At 27.1% G+C, this 19,400-nt stretch carries 22 protein-coding genes; 19 read left to right on the forward strand and 3 right to left on the reverse strand.

The features are described from left to right. Positions 1-12 precede the first annotated feature (12 nt). The 6 genes from ACEXNK_RS04400 to ACEXNK_RS04425 all read left to right on the forward strand — a co-directional run bounded on the left by ACEXNK_RS04400 (position 13) and on the right by ACEXNK_RS04425 (position 4,371). A complete protein-coding gene (locus ACEXNK_RS04400) occupies positions 13-315 on the forward strand; it encodes a hypothetical protein (protein ID WP_373600993.1) in 303 nt (100 codons plus the stop codon). Between the two features lie 136 nt (positions 316-451). Beyond that, positions 452-1,513, forward strand: a complete 1,062-nt coding sequence (locus ACEXNK_RS04405; protein ID WP_373600992.1) for an efflux RND transporter periplasmic adaptor subunit — start codon at positions 452-454, stop codon at positions 1,511-1,513. 126 nt (positions 1,514-1,639) lie between these two features. Next, positions 1,640-2,098, forward strand: coding sequence for a hypothetical protein (locus tag ACEXNK_RS04410; protein WP_373600991.1), 459 nt, complete (start codon positions 1,640-1,642; stop codon positions 2,096-2,098). 339 nt (positions 2,099-2,437) lie between these two features. Beyond that, on the forward strand, positions 2,438-2,623 hold the full coding sequence (locus ACEXNK_RS04415) for a hypothetical protein (RefSeq protein WP_373600990.1): 186 nt from the start codon (positions 2,438-2,440) through the stop codon (positions 2,621-2,623). Positions 2,624-2,658: 35 nt separating this feature from the next. Next, positions 2,659-3,351, forward strand: a complete 693-nt coding sequence (locus tag ACEXNK_RS04420) for an iron-sulfur cluster assembly scaffold protein (RefSeq protein WP_373600989.1) — start codon at positions 2,659-2,661, stop codon at positions 3,349-3,351. Between the two features lie 21 nt (positions 3,352-3,372). Next, positions 3,373-4,371: a GGGtGRT protein gene (locus ACEXNK_RS04425; RefSeq protein ID WP_373600988.1), complete on the forward strand. Its 999-nt coding sequence runs from the start codon at positions 3,373-3,375 to the stop codon at positions 4,369-4,371. A gap of 90 nt (positions 4,372-4,461) precedes the next feature. Here the strand turns inward: ACEXNK_RS04425 and rbr are convergent, their stop codons facing one another. Next, positions 4,462-5,055: a rubrerythrin gene (rbr, locus tag ACEXNK_RS04430; protein ID WP_373600987.1), complete on the reverse strand. Its 594-nt coding sequence runs from the start codon at positions 5,053-5,055 to the stop codon at positions 4,462-4,464. 361 nt (positions 5,056-5,416) lie between these two features. On the opposite strand from rbr, the gene ACEXNK_RS04435 reads away from it, so the two are divergent. The 3 genes from ACEXNK_RS04435 to ACEXNK_RS04445 all read left to right on the forward strand — a co-directional run bounded on the left by ACEXNK_RS04435 (position 5,417) and on the right by ACEXNK_RS04445 (position 7,903). Then, positions 5,417-6,619 (forward strand): nitrogenase component 1, encoded by a 1,203-nt coding sequence (locus ACEXNK_RS04435; protein ID WP_373600986.1) that lies wholly within the window; start codon positions 5,417-5,419, stop codon positions 6,617-6,619. Between the two features lie 265 nt (positions 6,620-6,884). Then, positions 6,885-7,439, forward strand: coding sequence for a hypothetical protein (locus tag ACEXNK_RS04440; RefSeq protein WP_373600985.1), 555 nt, complete (start codon positions 6,885-6,887; stop codon positions 7,437-7,439). A 245-nt stretch (positions 7,440-7,684) separates the two neighbouring features. Beyond that, positions 7,685-7,903: an MATE family efflux transporter gene (locus ACEXNK_RS04445; RefSeq protein ID WP_373600984.1), complete on the forward strand. Its 219-nt coding sequence runs from the start codon at positions 7,685-7,687 to the stop codon at positions 7,901-7,903. A gap of 61 nt (positions 7,904-7,964) precedes the next feature. On the opposite strand, the gene ACEXNK_RS04450 is transcribed toward ACEXNK_RS04445, so the two are convergent. Continuing rightward, the gene (locus tag ACEXNK_RS04450) at positions 7,965-8,840 is read right to left on the reverse strand and encodes a vanadium-dependent haloperoxidase (protein ID WP_373600983.1); all 876 of its coding nucleotides are present in this window, start codon (positions 8,838-8,840) and stop codon (positions 7,965-7,967) included. 196 nt (positions 8,841-9,036) lie between these two features. Between ACEXNK_RS04450 and ACEXNK_RS04455 the strand changes: the two genes are divergently transcribed. After that, positions 9,037-9,858 carry an N-acetylmuramoyl-L-alanine amidase gene (locus ACEXNK_RS04455; protein ID WP_373600982.1) on the forward strand — a complete coding sequence of 274 codons (822 nt, stop codon included), beginning with the start codon at positions 9,037-9,039 and terminating at the stop codon, positions 9,856-9,858. A 113-nt stretch (positions 9,859-9,971) separates the two neighbouring features. Here the strand turns inward: ACEXNK_RS04455 and ACEXNK_RS04460 are convergent, their stop codons facing one another. After that, positions 9,972-10,391, reverse strand: a complete 420-nt coding sequence (locus ACEXNK_RS04460; RefSeq protein ID WP_373600981.1) for a flavodoxin — start codon at positions 10,389-10,391, stop codon at positions 9,972-9,974. 438 nt (positions 10,392-10,829) lie between these two features. Here ACEXNK_RS04460 and ACEXNK_RS04465 point away from each other — a divergent pair, with 438 nt between their 5' ends. From ACEXNK_RS04465 to ACEXNK_RS04505, 9 genes are all read left to right on the forward strand, one after another. Continuing rightward, entirely contained in the window at positions 10,830-12,077 is a 1,248-nt protein-coding gene (locus ACEXNK_RS04465; RefSeq protein WP_373600980.1) for a chloride channel protein, read from the forward strand. A 76-nt stretch (positions 12,078-12,153) separates the two neighbouring features. Beyond that, positions 12,154-12,873, forward strand: coding sequence for a ribonuclease H1 domain-containing protein (locus ACEXNK_RS04470; protein WP_373600979.1), 720 nt, complete (start codon positions 12,154-12,156; stop codon positions 12,871-12,873). Between the two features lie 346 nt (positions 12,874-13,219). Then, positions 13,220-13,582: a DUF2089 domain-containing protein gene (locus ACEXNK_RS04475; protein ID WP_373600978.1), complete on the forward strand. Its 363-nt coding sequence runs from the start codon at positions 13,220-13,222 to the stop codon at positions 13,580-13,582. Positions 13,583-13,600: 18 nt separating this feature from the next. Then, entirely contained in the window at positions 13,601-14,005 is a 405-nt protein-coding gene (locus ACEXNK_RS04480; protein WP_373600977.1) for an SHOCT-like domain-containing protein, read from the forward strand. A gap of 12 nt (positions 14,006-14,017) precedes the next feature. After that, the gene (locus ACEXNK_RS04485; RefSeq protein WP_373600976.1) at positions 14,018-14,281 is read left to right on the forward strand and encodes a hypothetical protein; all 264 of its coding nucleotides are present in this window, start codon (positions 14,018-14,020) and stop codon (positions 14,279-14,281) included. Positions 14,282-14,302: 21 nt separating this feature from the next. Further along, complete coding sequence (locus ACEXNK_RS04490; protein WP_373600975.1) at positions 14,303-15,565, forward strand: MFS transporter; 1,263 nt, start codon at positions 14,303-14,305, stop codon at positions 15,563-15,565. A 44-nt stretch (positions 15,566-15,609) separates the two neighbouring features. Continuing rightward, positions 15,610-16,872: an MFS transporter gene (locus ACEXNK_RS04495; RefSeq protein WP_373600974.1), complete on the forward strand. Its 1,263-nt coding sequence runs from the start codon at positions 15,610-15,612 to the stop codon at positions 16,870-16,872. A gap of 137 nt (positions 16,873-17,009) precedes the next feature. Then, positions 17,010-17,231 (forward strand): small, acid-soluble spore protein, alpha/beta type, encoded by a 222-nt coding sequence (locus ACEXNK_RS04500; RefSeq protein ID WP_373600973.1) that lies wholly within the window; start codon positions 17,010-17,012, stop codon positions 17,229-17,231. A gap of 161 nt (positions 17,232-17,392) precedes the next feature. Beyond that, on the forward strand, positions 17,393-19,354 hold the full coding sequence (locus ACEXNK_RS04505; protein ID WP_373600972.1) for a sensor histidine kinase: 1,962 nt from the start codon (positions 17,393-17,395) through the stop codon (positions 19,352-19,354). Positions 19,355-19,400 lie beyond the last annotated feature (46 nt).

Genomic DNA, 19,400 nt, shown 5'->3' on the forward strand with positions numbered 1-19,400 from the left:
GGAGGTAAGAAAATGACATCAAGATTTGAAGGTAATTTATTAGGATTAATAGGAGTTAACATATTAGCGGCAATAATAAGTTTTATTACATTAGGGATAGCTACACCATGGGCTATGTGTATAAAATACAGATGGGAAGTAGAAAATAGTATAATTGAAGGCAAAAGATTAAAATTTGTAGGGAGTGGAACGGATTTATTTTTTAAATATATAAAATGGTGGATACTTACTATAATAACTTTAGGTATATATGGATTTTGGTTATATATAAATTTAATAAAGTGGAAAGTTGAAAATACTGAATTTGAAAATTAGAGGATATTAAATATTCTCTTTTTTTATTTGATTAAAAATTATATTAAATTAAAATGATAGTTATATGACAACGTATACCTATATGATATATAATTAACTTATATGAGACAAAATAAGGTAATATGGGGGGATTTTTTTGAAAAAAAAGATTAAATTCAGCAAAAATAATATTATTATAGGGGGAATGATATTATTATTTGTTTTTATATTATTTTTTGTTGCGAAAAATAACATAAAAATAAATAAAAAAGATGATGTGGCATCAACTCATGATATATATATAGTTCCAGAAAAAGAAAAAATATCTATAAATGGGAAGGTTAAACCTATAAAGTCTGAGGATTTATTTATAGATATTGACAATGAAAAAATAGAGGGGATATTAGTAGAAGATGGACAAGTAGTTGAGAGTGGAACTCCACTTTTTAAATATATGAATGAAAAACTGATATTAGAGATTGAAACTTTGAAAGAAGAAATAGAGAAGAAAGAAGAGGATAATAACATAGAAAATGAAATAACTAATACAGATAATGAAAAAGAAAAAAAAGATATAAATGAAGAAATAGAAAGGTTGAATAATAAAGTAGGAAACTTAGAAAGTTTAGCATATACAACGACAAATGCACCTTTTACAGGAAAAGTATATTTAAATAATGAAAAACAAAATGAAAGTAAAAATCTTATTATGACTATAGAATCACAAGAACTAGAAATAGAAGGGCAAGTTAGTGAAAATGAGTTGTCAAAGATATGTATAAATCAAGAAGTAGAAGTGTTAGTAAATTCAACGAAGGAAAAATTAAAAGGTAAAGTTACATACATAGGAGAAAGACCATCAAAAGAAAAAAGTAAAAAAGATATGTCTTATTACGATATAAAAATAGGATTTTTAGAAAATCAAGACTTGCAAAAAATTAAAAATGGATTCCATGTGAAAAATACAGCAGAAGCTATAAATCAACAGATAAAAGTTCCGTATACAGCTTTATTACAGACAGATGAAAAAAGATTTGTGTATAAAATTATTGATGGAATTGTTTATAAACAAGAAGTAAAAACTGGTGAAACTAATGAAAAATATGCAGTTATAACTGAAGGTGTTGGAGAAAATGACAAAATTATAAAAAATGCAGATAATAAGAACATAAAAGAAGGAGAAAAAATCATTATAAATGAAGAATCAGAAAATAAATAGTAACAAATAAAATATAAGTAAAAAATTTGCACGAAATATAACACTTTGTAGAAAACATGCATATATATTATTAAGATATTGATATTTAAACATATCATATCAAAAATAATATAAAGGGTGAGATTTATGTCATGCAATTACAAATATAATAAATATAAAAAAATTAATCAAATATGCAATAAAGAAACATCAAATGATTGCTGTGAATGTAATAAATACCAACAATTATCACAAGAAAAATGTGAACAAGCTAACTATATTATAGAAAGAGCTAACAAAGTAGCACAACAAGCAAAACAAGCAGAAAAAAGAGCTGACAATTATAAGCAACAGGCGTTAGAAGAATGTTCAAAAGCTAACTGTTTATGGGATGAATATAAAAAACTATCTAAACAAGGCGAAGAACTTATGAAACAGGCAAAAGACTATATGGAAGAAAGCGTTAAATGCTACAAAGAATGTTATAGTGATGATTATGGATGCAATATGAATGATTATGGATACGAAAAAGATAAATGTGAGCAAAATAAACATTCATGTAATTGCAATCACAATTGTGGCTGCAATAAGTGTTGTGGGTGTTAAGACAACAAAAAAATAATAATGAATAGTTAAAAGTAGTATCTTATTTAGTTAGATACTACTTTTAAATTTATAAAAATAAATTTGAATAATGGATATATGAGGTATTAAATTAGAATGAAGAACTATTTTTTTATTAAATTTTAGTTAATAATATATTTTAAATTTAATAAATATATTAACGATAAGTCTTAAAAATAAGAAAAATTTGAATATTTAATATTATAAAACTAGGATTGATTTATTTTTAACGTAAGAATATAATAAGGTCATAATACATTTTCCTATATTTAACTTTTAATATTTATTTATATGGTAATCCTAAATATGAGGTGATTTAATATGAAGGAAAACAGTATCAAAAATAATATTAAAAGCAAGGATTTGCAAGAGAAAAAACAACGAATAAATTCAATTGTAAGTTCTATACTAGATGAAAGCACTAGTAAGTCTGATCCAGATGGACATTATACAGGATGTCCTAAAGGAAAACAAATAAGACCTATACAAGATGCGGATGATTTATAGGAAATAAAAAATTACACCTAGGAAGGAGCTTTCTTATGATTTACACAACAGAAATCACAAATATGTGTAAAATAAACAAAGGCCCTAATCATGGACCAGCACCAATACCTGAAGAAGGTAAGTGGGTAAAAGCAACACAAATAACAGATATATCAGGACTAACTCATGGTGTGGGTTGGTGTGCACCTCAGCAAGGAGCATGTAAACTTACATTAAACGTTAAAGATGGAATAATCCAAGAAGCATTAGTAGAAACAATAGGATGTTCAGGAATGACACATTCAGCAGCTATGGCTTCTGAAATATTACCTGGAAAAACTATACTTGAAGCATTAAATACTGACTTAGTATGTGATGCTATTAATACTGCTATGAGAGAGTTATTCTTACAAATAGTATATGGTAGAAGTCAAACTGCATTTTCAGAAGGTGGTTTACCAATAGGTGCTGGACTTGAAGACTTAGGAAAAGGACTTAGAAGTCAGGTTGGTACTATGTATGGAAGTCTTGAAAAAGGACCAAGATACTTAGAAATGGCAGAAGGATACATAACTAAAGTAGCTTTAGATGAAGATAGTGAAATAATAGGATATGAATATGTTCACCTTGGAAAAATGATGGAAATGGTAGCTAAGGGTATAGAAGCTAACGAAGCACTAGAAAAAGCTAAATCTACATATGGTAGATTTGATGAAGGTGTTAAAGTTATAGACCCAAGACATGAATAATAAAAAGGACGGTGAACTTAGATGGCTTTATTTGAAAGTTATGAAAGAAGAATAAATCAAATAAATCCTGTACTTGAAAAATACGGATTTAATTCTATAGAAGAATGTAGAGAACTTTGTAATTCTAAGGGATTTGACCCTTATCAAATAGTAAAAGATACTCAAAATATAGCTTTTGAAAATGCTTGCTGGGCATATACTTTAGGAGCAGCAATAGCTATAAAGAAAGAGTGTAAAAAAGCATCAGATGCAGCTGAAGCAATAGGAGAAGGATTACAAGCATTTTGTATACCAGGCTCTGTTGCAGATGATAGAAAAGTTGGACTTGGACATGGTAACTTAGCTGGAATGCTTTTAAGAGAAGAAACTAAATGTTTTGCATTTTTAGCTGGACATGAATCTTTTGCAGCTGCAGAAGGTGCTATAAAAATAGCTGAAAAAGCAAATAAAGTTAGAAAAGAAGATTTAAGAGTTATACTAAATGGACTTGGAAAAGATGCTGCATATATAATATCTAGAATAAATGGATTTACTTATGTACAAACTGAGTTTGATTACTACACAGGGGAATTAAAAGTAGTAAGAGAGAAGGCTTTTTCAAAGGGTGATAGAAGTAAAGTAAGATGCTATGGATGCGATGATGTTAGAGAAGGAGTTGCAATAATGCATTCTGAAGGTGTAGATGTTTCAATAACAGGAAACTCAACAAATCCAACAAGATTCCAACATCCAGTAGCAGGAACTTATAAAAAGGAATGTGTACAACAAGGTAAAAAATATTTCTCAGTAGCTTCAGGTGGAGGTACAGGTAGAACACTTCATCCAGATAATATGGGAGCAGGACCTGCTTCTTATGGTATGACTGATACTATGGGAAGAATGCACTCTGATGCTCAATTTGCAGGTTCATCTTCTGTTCCAGCTCACGTTGAGATGATGGGACTTATAGGAATGGGTAACAATCCTATGGTTGGAGCTACAGTTGCTACAGCAGTTGCAGTAGAAGAAAGTTTTAAATAAAATTAAGCTAAATTAGAAATATAAAATAAAAATGTGGTAGCTAAATTTAGCTATCACATTTTATTTTATATATAAATTCTATATTGATTACTAATTTTCAAATGGAGAGTCTGAATATAGTATGAAATATCCTTGAGGGTATTGACACACAGGGCAAGCTTTTGGAGCCTCTATTGAATTATGAACATGCCCGCAATTTAAACAAATCCATTTCTCTTCAGAAACACTTTTAAATAAGGTATTAGATTCAACTTTACTTGCATATCTAGAAAATCTATCTCCATGAACTTTTTCTATTTCAGCAATTTTATCAAAACTATTAGCTACAGCTATAAAGCCTTCTTCTCTTGCTGTTTTTCCAAATTCTTTATAAATTTTATCATGTTCTTCATACTCATGTTCCTTTGAAGTTTTAAGTGTTGTAAATAAATCATTATATACATCTACGGGATATCCTGCATCTATTGTTATGCTTTGACCAGATAATTCTTTTAAGTGATTGTAAAATATCCAAGCATGTGCTTTTTCTTGATCAGCTGTATAATTAAATAACCTATAAAGAACTTCTAAGTTTTGGTTCTTAGAAAGTGATGCACCAAATGTGTATCTATTTCTAGCTTGACTCTCGCCAGCAAAAGCCCTCATAAGATTATCTTTGGTTTTACTATCTTTTAATGAATTCATAAAAAATCCTCCTAAATTATATGTTAAAATACAACATTATTAATATTGTGTACTAAAATATATAATGTATGTAATAGAAATTATTGAGTAGTTATTTTTATATAGTTTAAATATATTGTCATCGTAAAAGTAGTTAAAAAAATATAAAGAAAATAAGTACAGTAAGACTAAATATTGTTAAAAATATGATGAAAAATAATATTTGAAATTTATGATAGAGTAAGAGCAATATTGGGTATAAATTAAAATAAACACTTAAATGATTAAAGAAAAGAATTTGATTATACGTAAATAAATAGCTATTATGAAAGATTTAATAAAAGTATTTGAAATTAAAACAACAATGTGGGAGGTATGGCACATGGAGGTTTATAAGTATTTCCCAGTAGCCAATGACAGAATGGGTATAATATGGACATTATCCTCTATAAAGGATGCCTGTGTTATCGAGTTTGGGCCAGCTGGAACTACTCACTATACAGTAGAAGGTATAAGAAGTTTAAATGGTAAATATGAAGCTAAAATATATTCTACATACATGGATCAAAATGATATAAACTTTGGGAAATATGATACACTTGAAGAAGTTATATTAGAAATAGATAAAAATATATCACCTAAGTATATATTTGTAACGGTATCGTCTAGTATAGGGGTAGATACAATAGATATATGTGAAATGTTAAAAGAGGATATAGATGCAAGATTAATACCTATAAACACAGGGGGATTAAAAGATGATTACAATATTGGTATTGAATATGCATTAGAAATGATAGTGAAAGAAATTGTAAAAGAAAATGCTAAAGATGAAAGTAGATATAATATATTAGGATTTAATATCGATAAATATAATTACCTATCAGATTCTCTAGAGCTAGAAAGAATAATGAAAGAACTTTTTAATAAACAATTAAATACAATATTTACAACAAATACTAGTATGGAAGATATTGAGAATGCAGCGAAATCATCATTAAATATAGTGGTAAGGAAAGAAGCCTTAAAAGCTGCTAAATATATGAAAGAAAAATATAAAATACCATATGTGTATCAGAATTTATATGGAATTAAAAATACTATAAAATTTGTAGAATCTGTAAAAAAAATTGATGGATATGAATTAGATGAAGATAAATATAATAAGGAAATACACTTTGTTAAGAAAAATTTATTTAATATAAAGAGAAAGCTGTATCTTTACGAAAAAACTAAAGATTGTGCTGTATTTGGAGATTACGATACAGTGGTTGGAATGAGTGACATGCTAAAGGAACTAGGGTTAAATGTAGATAGAAAGGAAATATTATATAAAACAACTTGTAATGATGAGTCTGTTTTAATAAATACTTCAGAGTTAGATAGGGTTAATTATTTAAATCATAAAGAACTATTAATGCTTTTAGGAGATGGACCAAGTATAGATATGTATCACGATTCTAAGATAGACATTCAAGTAAGTAACCCAAATTTAGAAACTATAAATATATATCCGTATACTCCTTTTATAGGATTTAGAGGGTGTGTATATATGATAGAAAAAATATTAAATATAAAGGCTTAGGAAATTTGACATGATGGAATCTTTATTAAAAAAGGAAGAGTAGTTAAAAGATTTGGTGAAGAATTTGAGCTTGTTCAAGTAATAGGAACAGATCATAAAATGAAATAATTTAGATAAAGTAGAAACTTACTGAAGGTTTCTACTTTTTTATTAAAAAAACAAATAAGAATCTTAAAAAACATGTCAACAAATACTATATTAAATCATAAATTATATTACAGAGTATAAATTCTCTGTAATAATAAAAGGAAGGATGATTAAATTTATGAGTTGTAAAAATCACGGATGGCATGATTGCGGAGACATGAATGACAAAAAATGGGAAAATGTATGCTTTTATAAATGTAAAGACCATGGCTGTGGTCATAAAAAATGCGGAAAAGAAATAGCTAAGACTAAAGGTCTTATTGATGATATAAAAGATAAAAATGATAAATTAGGGGACGATTTAAAATCTGCAAAGCAAAATCAAAAAGAAGCTAATGATGCTGTAAAATCTATAGAGGATAATGCAGATAATTTAGCTAAAAATCTAAAAGAAATAAAAGATGGATTATGTAAAGCATTTGAAGATTTACGTAAAATAATGAATGATTTAGATAACGCTATACCAGCTCAAGATAGAGCGTTAGATGATATAAAAGATGCTAAAGAAAAACAAAAAGATATAAAAGGACTTATAGATGAACTTGATAAAGAATTTGAAGATACAGTTAAATGCTTAAAGAGAAAAGAAAGTTATCCTGTATTAATACCTTGGGATGATTGTGATGGAAAACCAGAGAAACCATGTAAATATGAGCATGGATGCGATTGCTAATTGAATAAATATTAATTAAATTAAAACATGTATATTTAAAATATACATGTTTTTTTATTTTGAGAAATTTAAAGTAAAATAAACTATGCAATTTTAAATTATTTAATAAAAAAATTTTAGAAAAATTAAAATAAATATAGACTAAATTGTAAAATCCAAATATTATTATATAGCGTTATTTTGAGCTAAAGAAAATCAATAAATGAAAGGGGGAAAATAAATTGTAAGAGGTACTAAATGATAATATGTATAAAGTATGGTCAAAGTTTGTTATATCATCTGTTGTAGGTCAGGGGGGAGAAGCAGGCTTAGCTAGTATTAATGTTTGGTCATCAATTACTATTATTATAGGCATAGGACTTATGATAGGTATGGGAGCTAGTAATCTAATGGCTGTTTATATAGGTAAAGGAGAAAAAGAAAATGCACAAAAAATTTTAGGTACTTTTATAAAGTATTTCTAATATGGAAAATTTAAGCTTAGAAAATACTTAATTAAAAATAGAGCCGTTATCGGCTCTATTCTTAATTAAGCGTTAAAGAACTACACTTTGAATCTCTAGCAAAAGGAATGTATTGCTCTAGTGTATGAGGTATTATATTGGCATCTTTAAATATAGTGTAAGGTATATCAACTTGTAACCTATTTAAATAAGATTGATATTGAACTTCTCTTAATATAGCCTTAGCTATAGATCTACCAAGCTTTAAGCCCTCATCACAATCAAATCTATAATGAACGCCAGCGTATACTCTAGAATAAGAACATTGCTCAGCTAAGAAATCTAACTTTTCTTTTTCAGCAGGGAAGAAGTAAGATAATATTTCAGCCATACATGCAGCAAAAGTAGAATGACCAGATGGGTATGAAGGATGTTTAGGTGTACAAATAAAAGATGCGAAAGATCTATCATATTGATTAGGTCTTATAATATTCCATTTATATTTTAAATACCAGCAAATTATACAACTATCATTTAAAGCGCCATTTAATATATAATAGATTCTATTAGCTCTACAAGCGCTAACTCCATAAGTATCTATTAATATATCAGCTATTGGCATAAATTGTTTTGAAGGTGGACCATCGCTCCAATATTTTGCAATTTTTGCTTGGCGACAAGTAAGATTATTTAATGTATAATATAAAAAATTTACTTCACCTTCAAAATCAAATGACATATTAGGTTCTTTTATATCAAGTGGAATTATATTTCCAAAGGAATCTGTAAATAAATTATCATCATTTCTTTTAAGAAAGCATAGCGGCCAAAAAGAGGCGAATGGTTCTTCTCCTATAGGTGGTCTACACTCTCCAGCATAAGGAATTTTATCCCAACTCCTAAAAAAATTAAAATTACAATTGAAGTTAAAGTTATTATAGTTATATTGTGAATTCAAAATTATACCTCCTAAAATGTGATATTTAATATATACTATTAAAATATTTACAAAAAGTTGCTTTAAATAATAAAATTTATTTGAAGTTTATGTGAAGAACTGTTGTTTTGTGGAAACACATGTTGAAAAAAATAAAAAAACATGTATAATAGTCATTGAACAAAATATTACATAAAAGTTAAAAAGGAGGAATATTTTGAAAATTAAAACTATTAAAAGTACAGTAGCAGCATTAATTTTATCAGCTACATTTGCATCTAGTGTAAGTATAGCAAGTGCTCAAAGTTATACAGTATTTATAGATGCTGGGCATGGTGGGAGAGATAATGGTTCATCATATAGTGATAGAATAGAAGATAGAATAAACCTTCAGATAGCTAATAAAGTAGAAGAAAAGCTTGAAAAGCGTGGAATAGATGTAATAACTAGTAGAGAAGAAGATAAGTATGTATCTTTAAAGGAAAGAACTAGAAAATCAAACTTATCAGATGCAGATGTATTTGTATCAATTCATCAAAATGCAGCTGAAGATACAACTGCAAAAGGTATAGAAACGTTTTATTATAATGAAAGTGATAAAGATTTAGCTAAAGAAATGCAAAATAGCGTATTAGATTTAACTAATGGTCATGATAGAGGCTATAAAAAAGGAAATTTACAGGTCTTAAGAGATAATAAAGTTCCAGCTGTACTTGTTGAGTGTGGATTTATATCTAGTACAGATGAAGGCCATAAACTAAATACTAGTGAATATCAAGATAGTGTAGCAGATGGTATAGTTGAAGGGATAACTAATTATTTAAATATAGATAATAGTGTAAAGCCTAAGGTAGATAAAAATACTGCTATAGTTTTAGAAAATGGTGTAAATGTAAGAAGTGGTAGAGGGTCTATGTATAATTGTATAGGAAAACTATCAAAAGGTGAGACAGTTGAAGTTGTAGGTACAAAATTTGACTGGCACAAGATAAAATATAATGGTGGATACGGATATGTATCTAATGTATATGTAAAATAAATTATATAATAAAAATGGAGCTATTACAGTAGCTCCATTTTTTGAACATATTACTTTTAGGATACATATTATTGGCTTATAAAATTTATGACTTAATTTTATAACCTAAAAATTTATAATTTAGCGATAGTTTCGCCGTATTTAACACATCTATCTTCATCATCACCTTCAGGGGCTTCATTTACTATTACAGATTCTAAAGGAAGCTCAAAACCATAGCCTTTCATTTGTTCTTCCCAGTTTCTCATCCATTCTCCATCTCCCCATCCGTAAGAACCGAATAAACAAGCTTTCTTTCCAGATCCAATATCTTTTAAAGATTCTACAAAGGGTTCAAAATCAACTTCTTCTAAAACTTCATTACCCATTGATGGGCAACCTAATACTAATATATCTTCATTTTTTAAATCATCTGCACTTACTTTTTCGACGCTTAATATTTCAGCAGAATTTCCAGTGTTAGCCAATCCTTTACCTATAAGATTAGCCATTGCCTCTGTATTTCCAGTACCACTCCAATATATAACTTTCATTTTAATTACCTCCAATGTGAGATTGAAAATTGTTATCAATTAACTTTAATTTAATGATAATGGTTTTCAATAAAGATGTCAATAGGAAATTTAAAAAACTTAAAAGGTTATTTATAAAGAAGAACATACTATTAATTGAAAGTTGTTTTTTATGTTTATTTAATTGAAAATAAAAAAACAAAAAGGACTGTAATTTTGGGAGACAGTCCTTTTTGCTGCTTGTATGTTTTTAGGAAATATACAATATTTAATAATTTTAGGTTCATTATGAAATTACGTTGTTTGTACAAGTGATATTGATAATTATTTTCCCTTGCCTGATTTAATGATAATAGTTTTCAATTAAAAAGTCAATAGGTAAATTAAAAAATATTATAGAATATAAAATGATACATAGAGGAAACATGTATTTAACAGCTATACTAGGGAGGCGATGTATTGAACAAACTTGTAAAAATAGATTTTAAACTTATAGTATATAGTGCTTTTATGGGCGTATTTGTTGGATTTTTTACATGGTTATTTTTAGCTGTAGTTAATATAGGAATAAACTTTATATGGCATGATTTAAATAATTATTTTAATATGAAATATTGGACATTAATAGTAGCTACTATTGGTGGAATACTAGTGGGACTTACCCAAAAATATTTTGGAGAATATCCTAAATACATGGATCAAACGCTAGAAGAGTTTAAAGAAAATAAAAGAGTGGAATACCAATCGGTTAAAAAAGCTATAATAAATGCTCTTATAATTTTATTTTTTGGAGCAAGTGTAGGACCAGAAGCAGCTCTTACAGGAATTATTGGAGGAATAATAACATTTGTTGGAGATAAGATAAAGAACCGATTTAAAAGAAAAAATATAATAGATGAATACTCAAACATATTAATAGAGTATAGTATGCAAGCTAGTGCGGGAATTATATTTAATGCTCCTCTATTCGGATTATATACATTAAGTGGAGATAGTGAAAAAGATAAAAATATATTAAAAAAGATAAAGGTTATAGTTTATACTGTAACTACAGTAGCTGGTTTTTTAGCATTTACCTTATTATCTAAAATAGATAATAGAGAGTCTTTTATTGTTAAATTTGGAGAAAGTAATATAACTTTTATTGAAGTAGTTTGGGCAGTGCCATTAATATTAATAGCTATTTTATTTTCATATATATATAAGGTTTATGGAGTTGTATTACATAAAACATTAAAACCAATTGAAAATAAAAAATTACTAAAAGGAATAATAGGTGGATTATCAATTGGAATTATAGGGACATTTTATCCATATACTTTGTTTTCAGGAGAGCATCAGCTAAAAGATTTAGTAAATGAATGGAGTAATATGTCAGTTTATATGCTTATATCTTTATCATTATTAAAGTTATTATTAACAGAAATTTGTTTATCAACAGGGCATAGAGGTGGTCATATTTTTCCTATAATATTTTCGGGTAGTTGTTTGGCATATGGACTATCACATTTATTTTCAATAGATCCAGTATTTACTTTATCGATAGTAGTTACAGCTCTTACAAGTAAAATTATAGGTAATATGTTTGTAGCTATGTTTATACTTATATTCTTTTTCCCAGTAAATACCATATTACCGATGATATTATCAGCAGCTATAGGCAAAATGTTTAATGACTTTGAAAGTAATAAAGATAAAGAAATTTAAATTTATTTGATAAATATACTAATTCATAATAATATTAAAGTATAATATATGAAACTAAAGATAGGAGAATATAACTTTGAGTAAGAAATATTATGCAGTTAAAATAGGCAAAGAACCTGGGATTTACAGTACTTGGGATGAGTGTAAAGAACAAGTTAATAAGTTTCCAGGAGCTATATATAAAAGTTTTAAAACATTAGAAGAAGCTGAAAAGTTTGCAGGTATTAAATCAGTTAAAAATATTAATAGTGAAAAGAAAATAACAAAAATAAAAACTAGTACAAGTTGTAAAGATGGAGAATTAAAACCTATAAGAAGCAAAGCCAATGTAAAATATTTTGAAAATTACATAGACCCTGAAGATATAAAAGAAGATTTTGATCTTGTAGCTTTTGTAGATGGGAGTTATGATAGAGTATCAAAAACATTTGGATCGGGAATTGCTGTACTTGATTTTAAAAATGACAGTGTAGAGGAATTTAAAGTTGCAGGTCATGATAAATGGGATCAATGGAATATTGTGGGTGAAATAGAAGCTTCTAAACATGCGATAAAGCTTGCTTATGATAAAAAGCTAAATAAAGTTTGTATATATCATGACTTAAAAAACATAGCACTTTGGGCTAGTGGAAGCTGGCAGGCTAAGAATGAATATACACAAGATTACGTTAGATATGTAGAAAAATATAGCAAAGATATGGAAATTACCTTTGTAAAAGTAAAAGGTCATAGCTGCAATAAATATAACGATATTGCAGATAGATTAGCAAGAGAAGCAATAGAAGAATATTTATAATACCTAAAAGGTTTTTAAATGATAATAACAAAGATAAACTTATAAATTTAAAAAGCTATATCAATATGTAAAGAGAATGGTAATTTACCATCTACTTTATATTTGATATAGCTTTTTATTATTAAAGAATTTATAAAAGACTTATCTGTATATCGAATAATTAAATTAGATTTTGCTATATGAAAAACATTATATATAAAATTAAAGATATGTAATGTTGCAATTGAATAAATGAATAAAAATAAAGAATAAAATTAATAATATTAAAATAAAAATTAAATATTTTAAAATATATAGTGCCAAATATTAAAAATATGTATATACTTATATTAAAGGACGTGATAGAGTGTATAAAGTTTTAACTAAATGCCCAGTGTGCAGTGAAGAACTAAAGATTACTAAGTTAGAATGTAGTAATTGTAGTACTAAAATTGAAAATGATTTTTCTTTTTCAAAATTTGAAAAGTTATCTAAGGAGCAATTAAACTTTGTAGAGGTATTTTTATCTTGCAGAGGGAATATAAAAGATGTTGAAAAAAAACTTAATATATCTTATCCAACAGTAAGAGGAAAATTAGATGAAATTAATAATGTACTTGGATTAAATGCTAAAAAAGATAGTGAAAAAGAAAAACAACATATAATGGATATGTTAGAAAATGGAGATTTATCTTCAGACGAAGCTATAAAATTATTAAAAAATTTATAATAAAAAGGTGGTATTTATATGGAAGATAAAAAAAGAATTTTAAAGATGGTTGAAGAAGGTAAAATTAGTGCTGAGGAAGGCATAAAGTTATTAGATGCATTAGACAATAATAATTCTACACATGAAATCAAAAAAGTTCAAAGTATTAATGCGGATGAATTTTTCAAAATTGAGAAAGATTCTTCAAAAGGTAAAATGTTATATGTAAGAGTTATAAGTAGTGATGGAGAAAGAGTTAAGGTTAATATACCTGTAGAATTTTTAAAGATACTAGGTTCAAATAATTCTGTTGGGGGTGTTAACTTAGAAAAACACAATATAGATATGGATAGTATTTTAAATGCTATAGAAAATGGATTTGAAGGAAGAATAGTAGAAGTTGATAGTAATGATGGGGATAGAGTAATTGTAGAGATAGGTTAGGGGGAGTAGGTATTGAAAATACTTGTTAAAAGCAACGACCTTAAAAAAGATATCAACATAAGCTTGCCAATGTGCATAATAACCACTGTATTAAAATTTGTAAATGTATCAAGTACTAAACATTTTGATGATGAAAAAGTAGTAAATGAACTATTTAAAAATTGCGATAAAGATAATCTTATAAAAGGACTTAAGTACTTAAGAAAACATCATAAAGGACTTGTGCTTGTAGAAGTGGATAGTCCAAATGGTGAAGTTGTAAAAATACAAATTTAATATAAAAAGGTGGTATTAAAATTGGAGAATACAGAAAGTTTAAAAAGGGATAAACTTTGGAACAAAAACTTTTTTCTTTTATGGCAAGGTCAGTTAGTATCTTGCCTAGGAGATGCACTTTATTCTTTGGCATTAGGGTTTTGGGTGTTAGATAAAACAGGATCAAGTGCTATAATGGGAATGCTAATGGCAGCTGTTAGCATTCCAAGAATAATATTAGGACCATTTGCAGGAGTTTTAGTAGATAGGTTTAATAGGAAAAAGTTAATACTTTTAGGAGATTTTATAAGAGGAATAGGTATGTTATTTATAGGTTATGCAGCCTATAATAACTTTTTAGAAGTATGGATGGTAATGATAGTTGGTATAATATGTGGAATATGTTCAGCATTTTTTAACCCAGCTATAAGTTCAGTTATACCAGATTTAGTTTCAAGTGATAATATCGTAAAAGCAAATTCAGCTCAACAAATGGCAACGTCAACTACAAATCTGTTAGGTAGCATGTCTGGAGGATTTTTTTATTCAATTCTTGGTGCATCATTTATGTTTATATTCAATGGAATTAGTTATATAGTTTCAACTATAACGGAACTATTTATAGATATTCCAAAAGTAGAAAGAAAAGATACTAAAGTAACATTAAAAGAAGATTTTAAAGAAGGTATAAAATTTAGTTTTGGATTTAAGGGGCTTGTTATTTTATTATCAGTAGCTTTTGCATTGAATTTTTTATATGGAATATTTTTCTTACTTCTTAGACCTTTGTTTTTAATGGAGGAATCTTTAGGAGTGGAAAAATTTGGAGTTATATTAGCATTTCAAAGTGTAGGGATGATAGTAGGGAGTATAATTTTAACTAAAGTTACTATAAAGGCAAAAGACAGATCTAAAGTTATGCTACCATCAATATTTTTACAAAGTGTATTTTTCTTTTTAGGAGTTCTTGTAAATAATTTTTATATAATGTGTATATGCTTTTTTATGGGGAGTCTTTTAAATACTGCATCAAATACAGTAAGTATGTCTTCTATGATGGTTGTAATACCACAGGATATGAGAGGAAAGGTTATGAGTATTGTATTTACAATATCTATGGGGATTTATCCTATAGGAACTTTAATTGGAGGTATACTAGGAGATATATTTTATCCAAGGACTATAATGCTTGCATGTTTTTTGATAGGAATAATAGGAAGTATACCTATACTTTTTAATAAAAGTGTTAAAAAAGTATTAAATTACGACCCAGAAATACAAACTTTAGAAGATATAAAAGGTTAGTATTTTAATAGATAAAGCAATAAGCTAATAAAGGGGAATAAAATTTGGATAATACAAATGTGTTAAAAATAAATAAGTTATGGAATAAAAATTTCTTTTTATTATGGCAAGGTCAATTAGTTTCTTGTTTAGGTGATGCATTTTATTCTATGGCATTAGGATTTTGGGTATTAGATAAAACTGGTTCAAGTTCTATAATGGGGATATTAATGGCAACAGTAAGTCTTCCGAGGATAATATTAGGACCCTTCGCGGGGGTATTAGTGGATAGGTTTGACAGAAAAAAATTAATACTTATAGGTGACTTTATAAGAGGAATAGGTATGTTATTTATAGGGTATGCGGCCTATAATAATTTTTTAGAAGTATGGATGGTAATGATAGTTGGAATAATATGTGGAATATGTTCAGCATTTTTTAATCCAGCAATAAGCTCAGTTGTTCCAGACTTAGTACCTAGTGATGATTTAGTAAAAGCAAATTCAGCACAAGAGGGGGCTACCTCAACAATACATTTAATAGGTAGTATGTCTGGCGGATTTATATATTCTATTCTTGGGCCGCCATTGATGTTTATATTTAATGGAGTAAGTTATATATTATCCATGATAAGTGAGGTATTTATAGAGGTTCCTAAAGTTAAAAGAAGTAACACTAAACTTACCTATCGTGAAGATTTTAAAGAAGGTATAAGTTTTACTTTTGGATTTAGAGGTTTGGTAATATTATTAAGTTTAGATTTAATAGCAAACTTCTTATATGCTATATTCTTTATTTTACTTAGACCTTGGTTTTTACTGGATGAGTCTTTAGGAATTAGTCGCTATGGATTTTTAGCAGCTTTTGATAGTATGGGGATTATGGTAGCTAGTATTTTGATTACTAAGATTGATATAAAGTGTGAAAATAGGTCAAATGTAACATTGGTAGCATTAGTACTTCAAAGTGTATTTTTATTAATAGGAGTAATTACAAATGATTTTTATATAATGTGTATATGCTTTTTCATAGGTGGTTTTTTTAATGCTATATATAATTCAATAAGTTCTGCTGCTATTGTACTTGCAACTCCTCAAAATATGAGAGGGAAAGTTATGAGTATTGTTATGACTTTTTCTATAGCTATATTTCCTATAGGGGCTTTAGTTGGAGGTATACTAGGAGATATATTGAATCCAAGAAATGTAATTATAGTATGTTTTACAATTTGTATAATAACAAGTATACCTGTAGTTTTTAGTAAAAGTGTAAAGAAGGTATTAAATTATAATCCAGAAACACAAACTTTAGAAGATATAAAAGGTTAAATAAACTATTTCAAAATAGTTGAGGAAAATTACTGTTTTGAAATAGTTTTTATTTTGTAAAATTAACATTAAATACATAATAATAAAACTTTAATTCGTAAAAATTATAATTAAACATATATTAAGGAGGAATTAAAGTGGCAAAAAAACCTTTAGTGAATAATGCAAAAGAAGCTTTAAATCAAATGAAATTAGAAATGGCAGGAGAACTAGGAATACCAAGTTCTCATGTAGATGGAGCAAATAAAACTGCATATAAAAATGGAATGATGGCTGGAAGCTTAGGTGGAATGATGAGTAAAAAGTTAGTACAAATGGGAGAAGAACAGTTATTAAAAGAATATAATAGCAAAAAGTAAGTAAAAGCATTGAATGAAAAATATCATTCAATGCTTTTTATGATTGATAAATATATATAATTAATAAAATTTAGACAAATTAAATAAAAAAATTGATATAATCATATATATAAGGTAAAAAATGGATAAAACATTAGGAGAAATAATATTTGGGGGGAATTATGCAAAGATATTGTCATAAAATAATAGCAATATTTTATATTATAGTGTTCTGCTTTATACCCTTTGATAAAGCAAATGCACATAATTATGAAGATCGGGAACAAGTTTTGTACATAAGTTCATATAGTCCTAATTACGAAACATTTTCTGACCAATTAATAGGAATTAAAGACGGTATTAAAAAAGATGTAGATATACAAATGGAGTATATGGATTCAAAACAATTCTTTGATGAAGAAGATAATAGTAATTTTTATGAATTAATTAAATATAAGCTTAAAAATGATAAAAGATATGATGCTGTAATATTAGCTGATGATCAAGCCTTAGAGTTTGGGCTAAGATACAGAGATGAGTTATTTAAAGATACACCTATTGTATTTTTGGGCGTAAGTTCTGAAGAAAGAATTAAAGCTGCAATGAAAACAGAAAATGTATATGGAATTACAGAAAAACACTCTATGGTAGAAAACATAGACTTAATAGATAAGCTACATAAAAGTAAAAATATAAAAATTATAACAGATGCATCATCCCAACATTTATATGAACATTATAAAGATGAATTTATAAATGAAAAATATAATGATTTAAATATTGAAAATATTTCGCTAAGTAATATGACATTTAATGAATTTGAGCAGAAACTAAAAAGTTTAGATGATAATAATGTTATATTAGTTGTATACTCATATCTAGATAAAACTGGGAATCTAAAAACAATAAAACAATCTTATAAACTGATAAGAGAAAGTACTGATTTACCAATATATTCAGTTATGGATTATGGTTTAGAAAGTGGATTTATAGGAGGAAAAGTAGTTAGTCACTACATTCAAGGACAAAAATCTGGAGAAATAGTAAAGAATCTATTAGAGGGCAATACTCCCAAAGATAAAATTATCCGTGGAGAAGAACTAAATAATTTTGTTTTTGATTATGATAAATTAAAGGATTACAATATAAAAAGCAGTGATTTACCTAAAAACTCTACTATAATAAATAGACCGATGGATACATTATATAAATATAAGGAAATGATATATGCAAATGCATTATTATTAATTAGTTTATTGATAGCATTAATTACGCTTACAAGCTATACTATAAAAAAGCTACAATATGAAAAAGAGTTGATAAAGGCAAAAGAGTTTGCAGAAAATATGAATAAATCTCAGAGTAATTTTATATCAAATATAAGTCATGAATTAAGAACACCTGTAGCTGTAATAATGTCTTCTAATCAGATGCTAGATATTAATATAAATAGAGTTGAAAATGAATACACAGAAAGTAATAGCGAAAAAATAGATATAATAAAACAAAACTGCAATAGATTACTGAGACTTATAAATAATATAATTGATATAGCAAAAGTAGAATCTGGGTTTATGAACCTTAAATTAGTAAATATAGATATTATAAACTTATTAGAAAGTATAACAACATCAGTAATTCCTTATGCAACTAGTAAAAACATAGATATAGTATTTGATACTAGTCATGAGGAATTAATAATGAGCGCAGATCCAGATAAAATAGAAAGAATTTTATTAAATTTGATATCGAATGCTATTAAATTTTCAAAGGATAATATGTCTATATATGTAAATGTTTATGCGGATGAATTAAGTAATATATTAACATTTTCAGTAAAAGATACAGGAATTGGAATAGAAGATAGTTATTTAGAAAAAATATTTGAAAAATTTACTCAAGTAGATGATGTTATGGTAAGAAAAAATGAAGGTAGTGGAATTGGGTTATCTTTAGTTAAAACTTTTACAAACCTTCATGGAGGAGAAGTAGAAGTAAAATCTGAATTAGGAAAAGGCAGTGAATTTATAATAAAGATTCCTATAAAAATAGTGGATGAAGAAAATATACAAAACTCTCAACTAGATAAAGACGAGTCAAAAGGATTAAAAGCTGCTCTAGAATTTTCGGACATAGATTTTTAAAAACAAACAGTGTAGTTTAAAATAAATTATTTATTTTAAACTACAC

Source organism: Paraclostridium bifermentans (genome assembly GCF_964259345.1).
Lineage (GTDB): Bacteria > Bacillota > Clostridia > Peptostreptococcales > Peptostreptococcaceae > Paraclostridium > Paraclostridium bifermentans_B.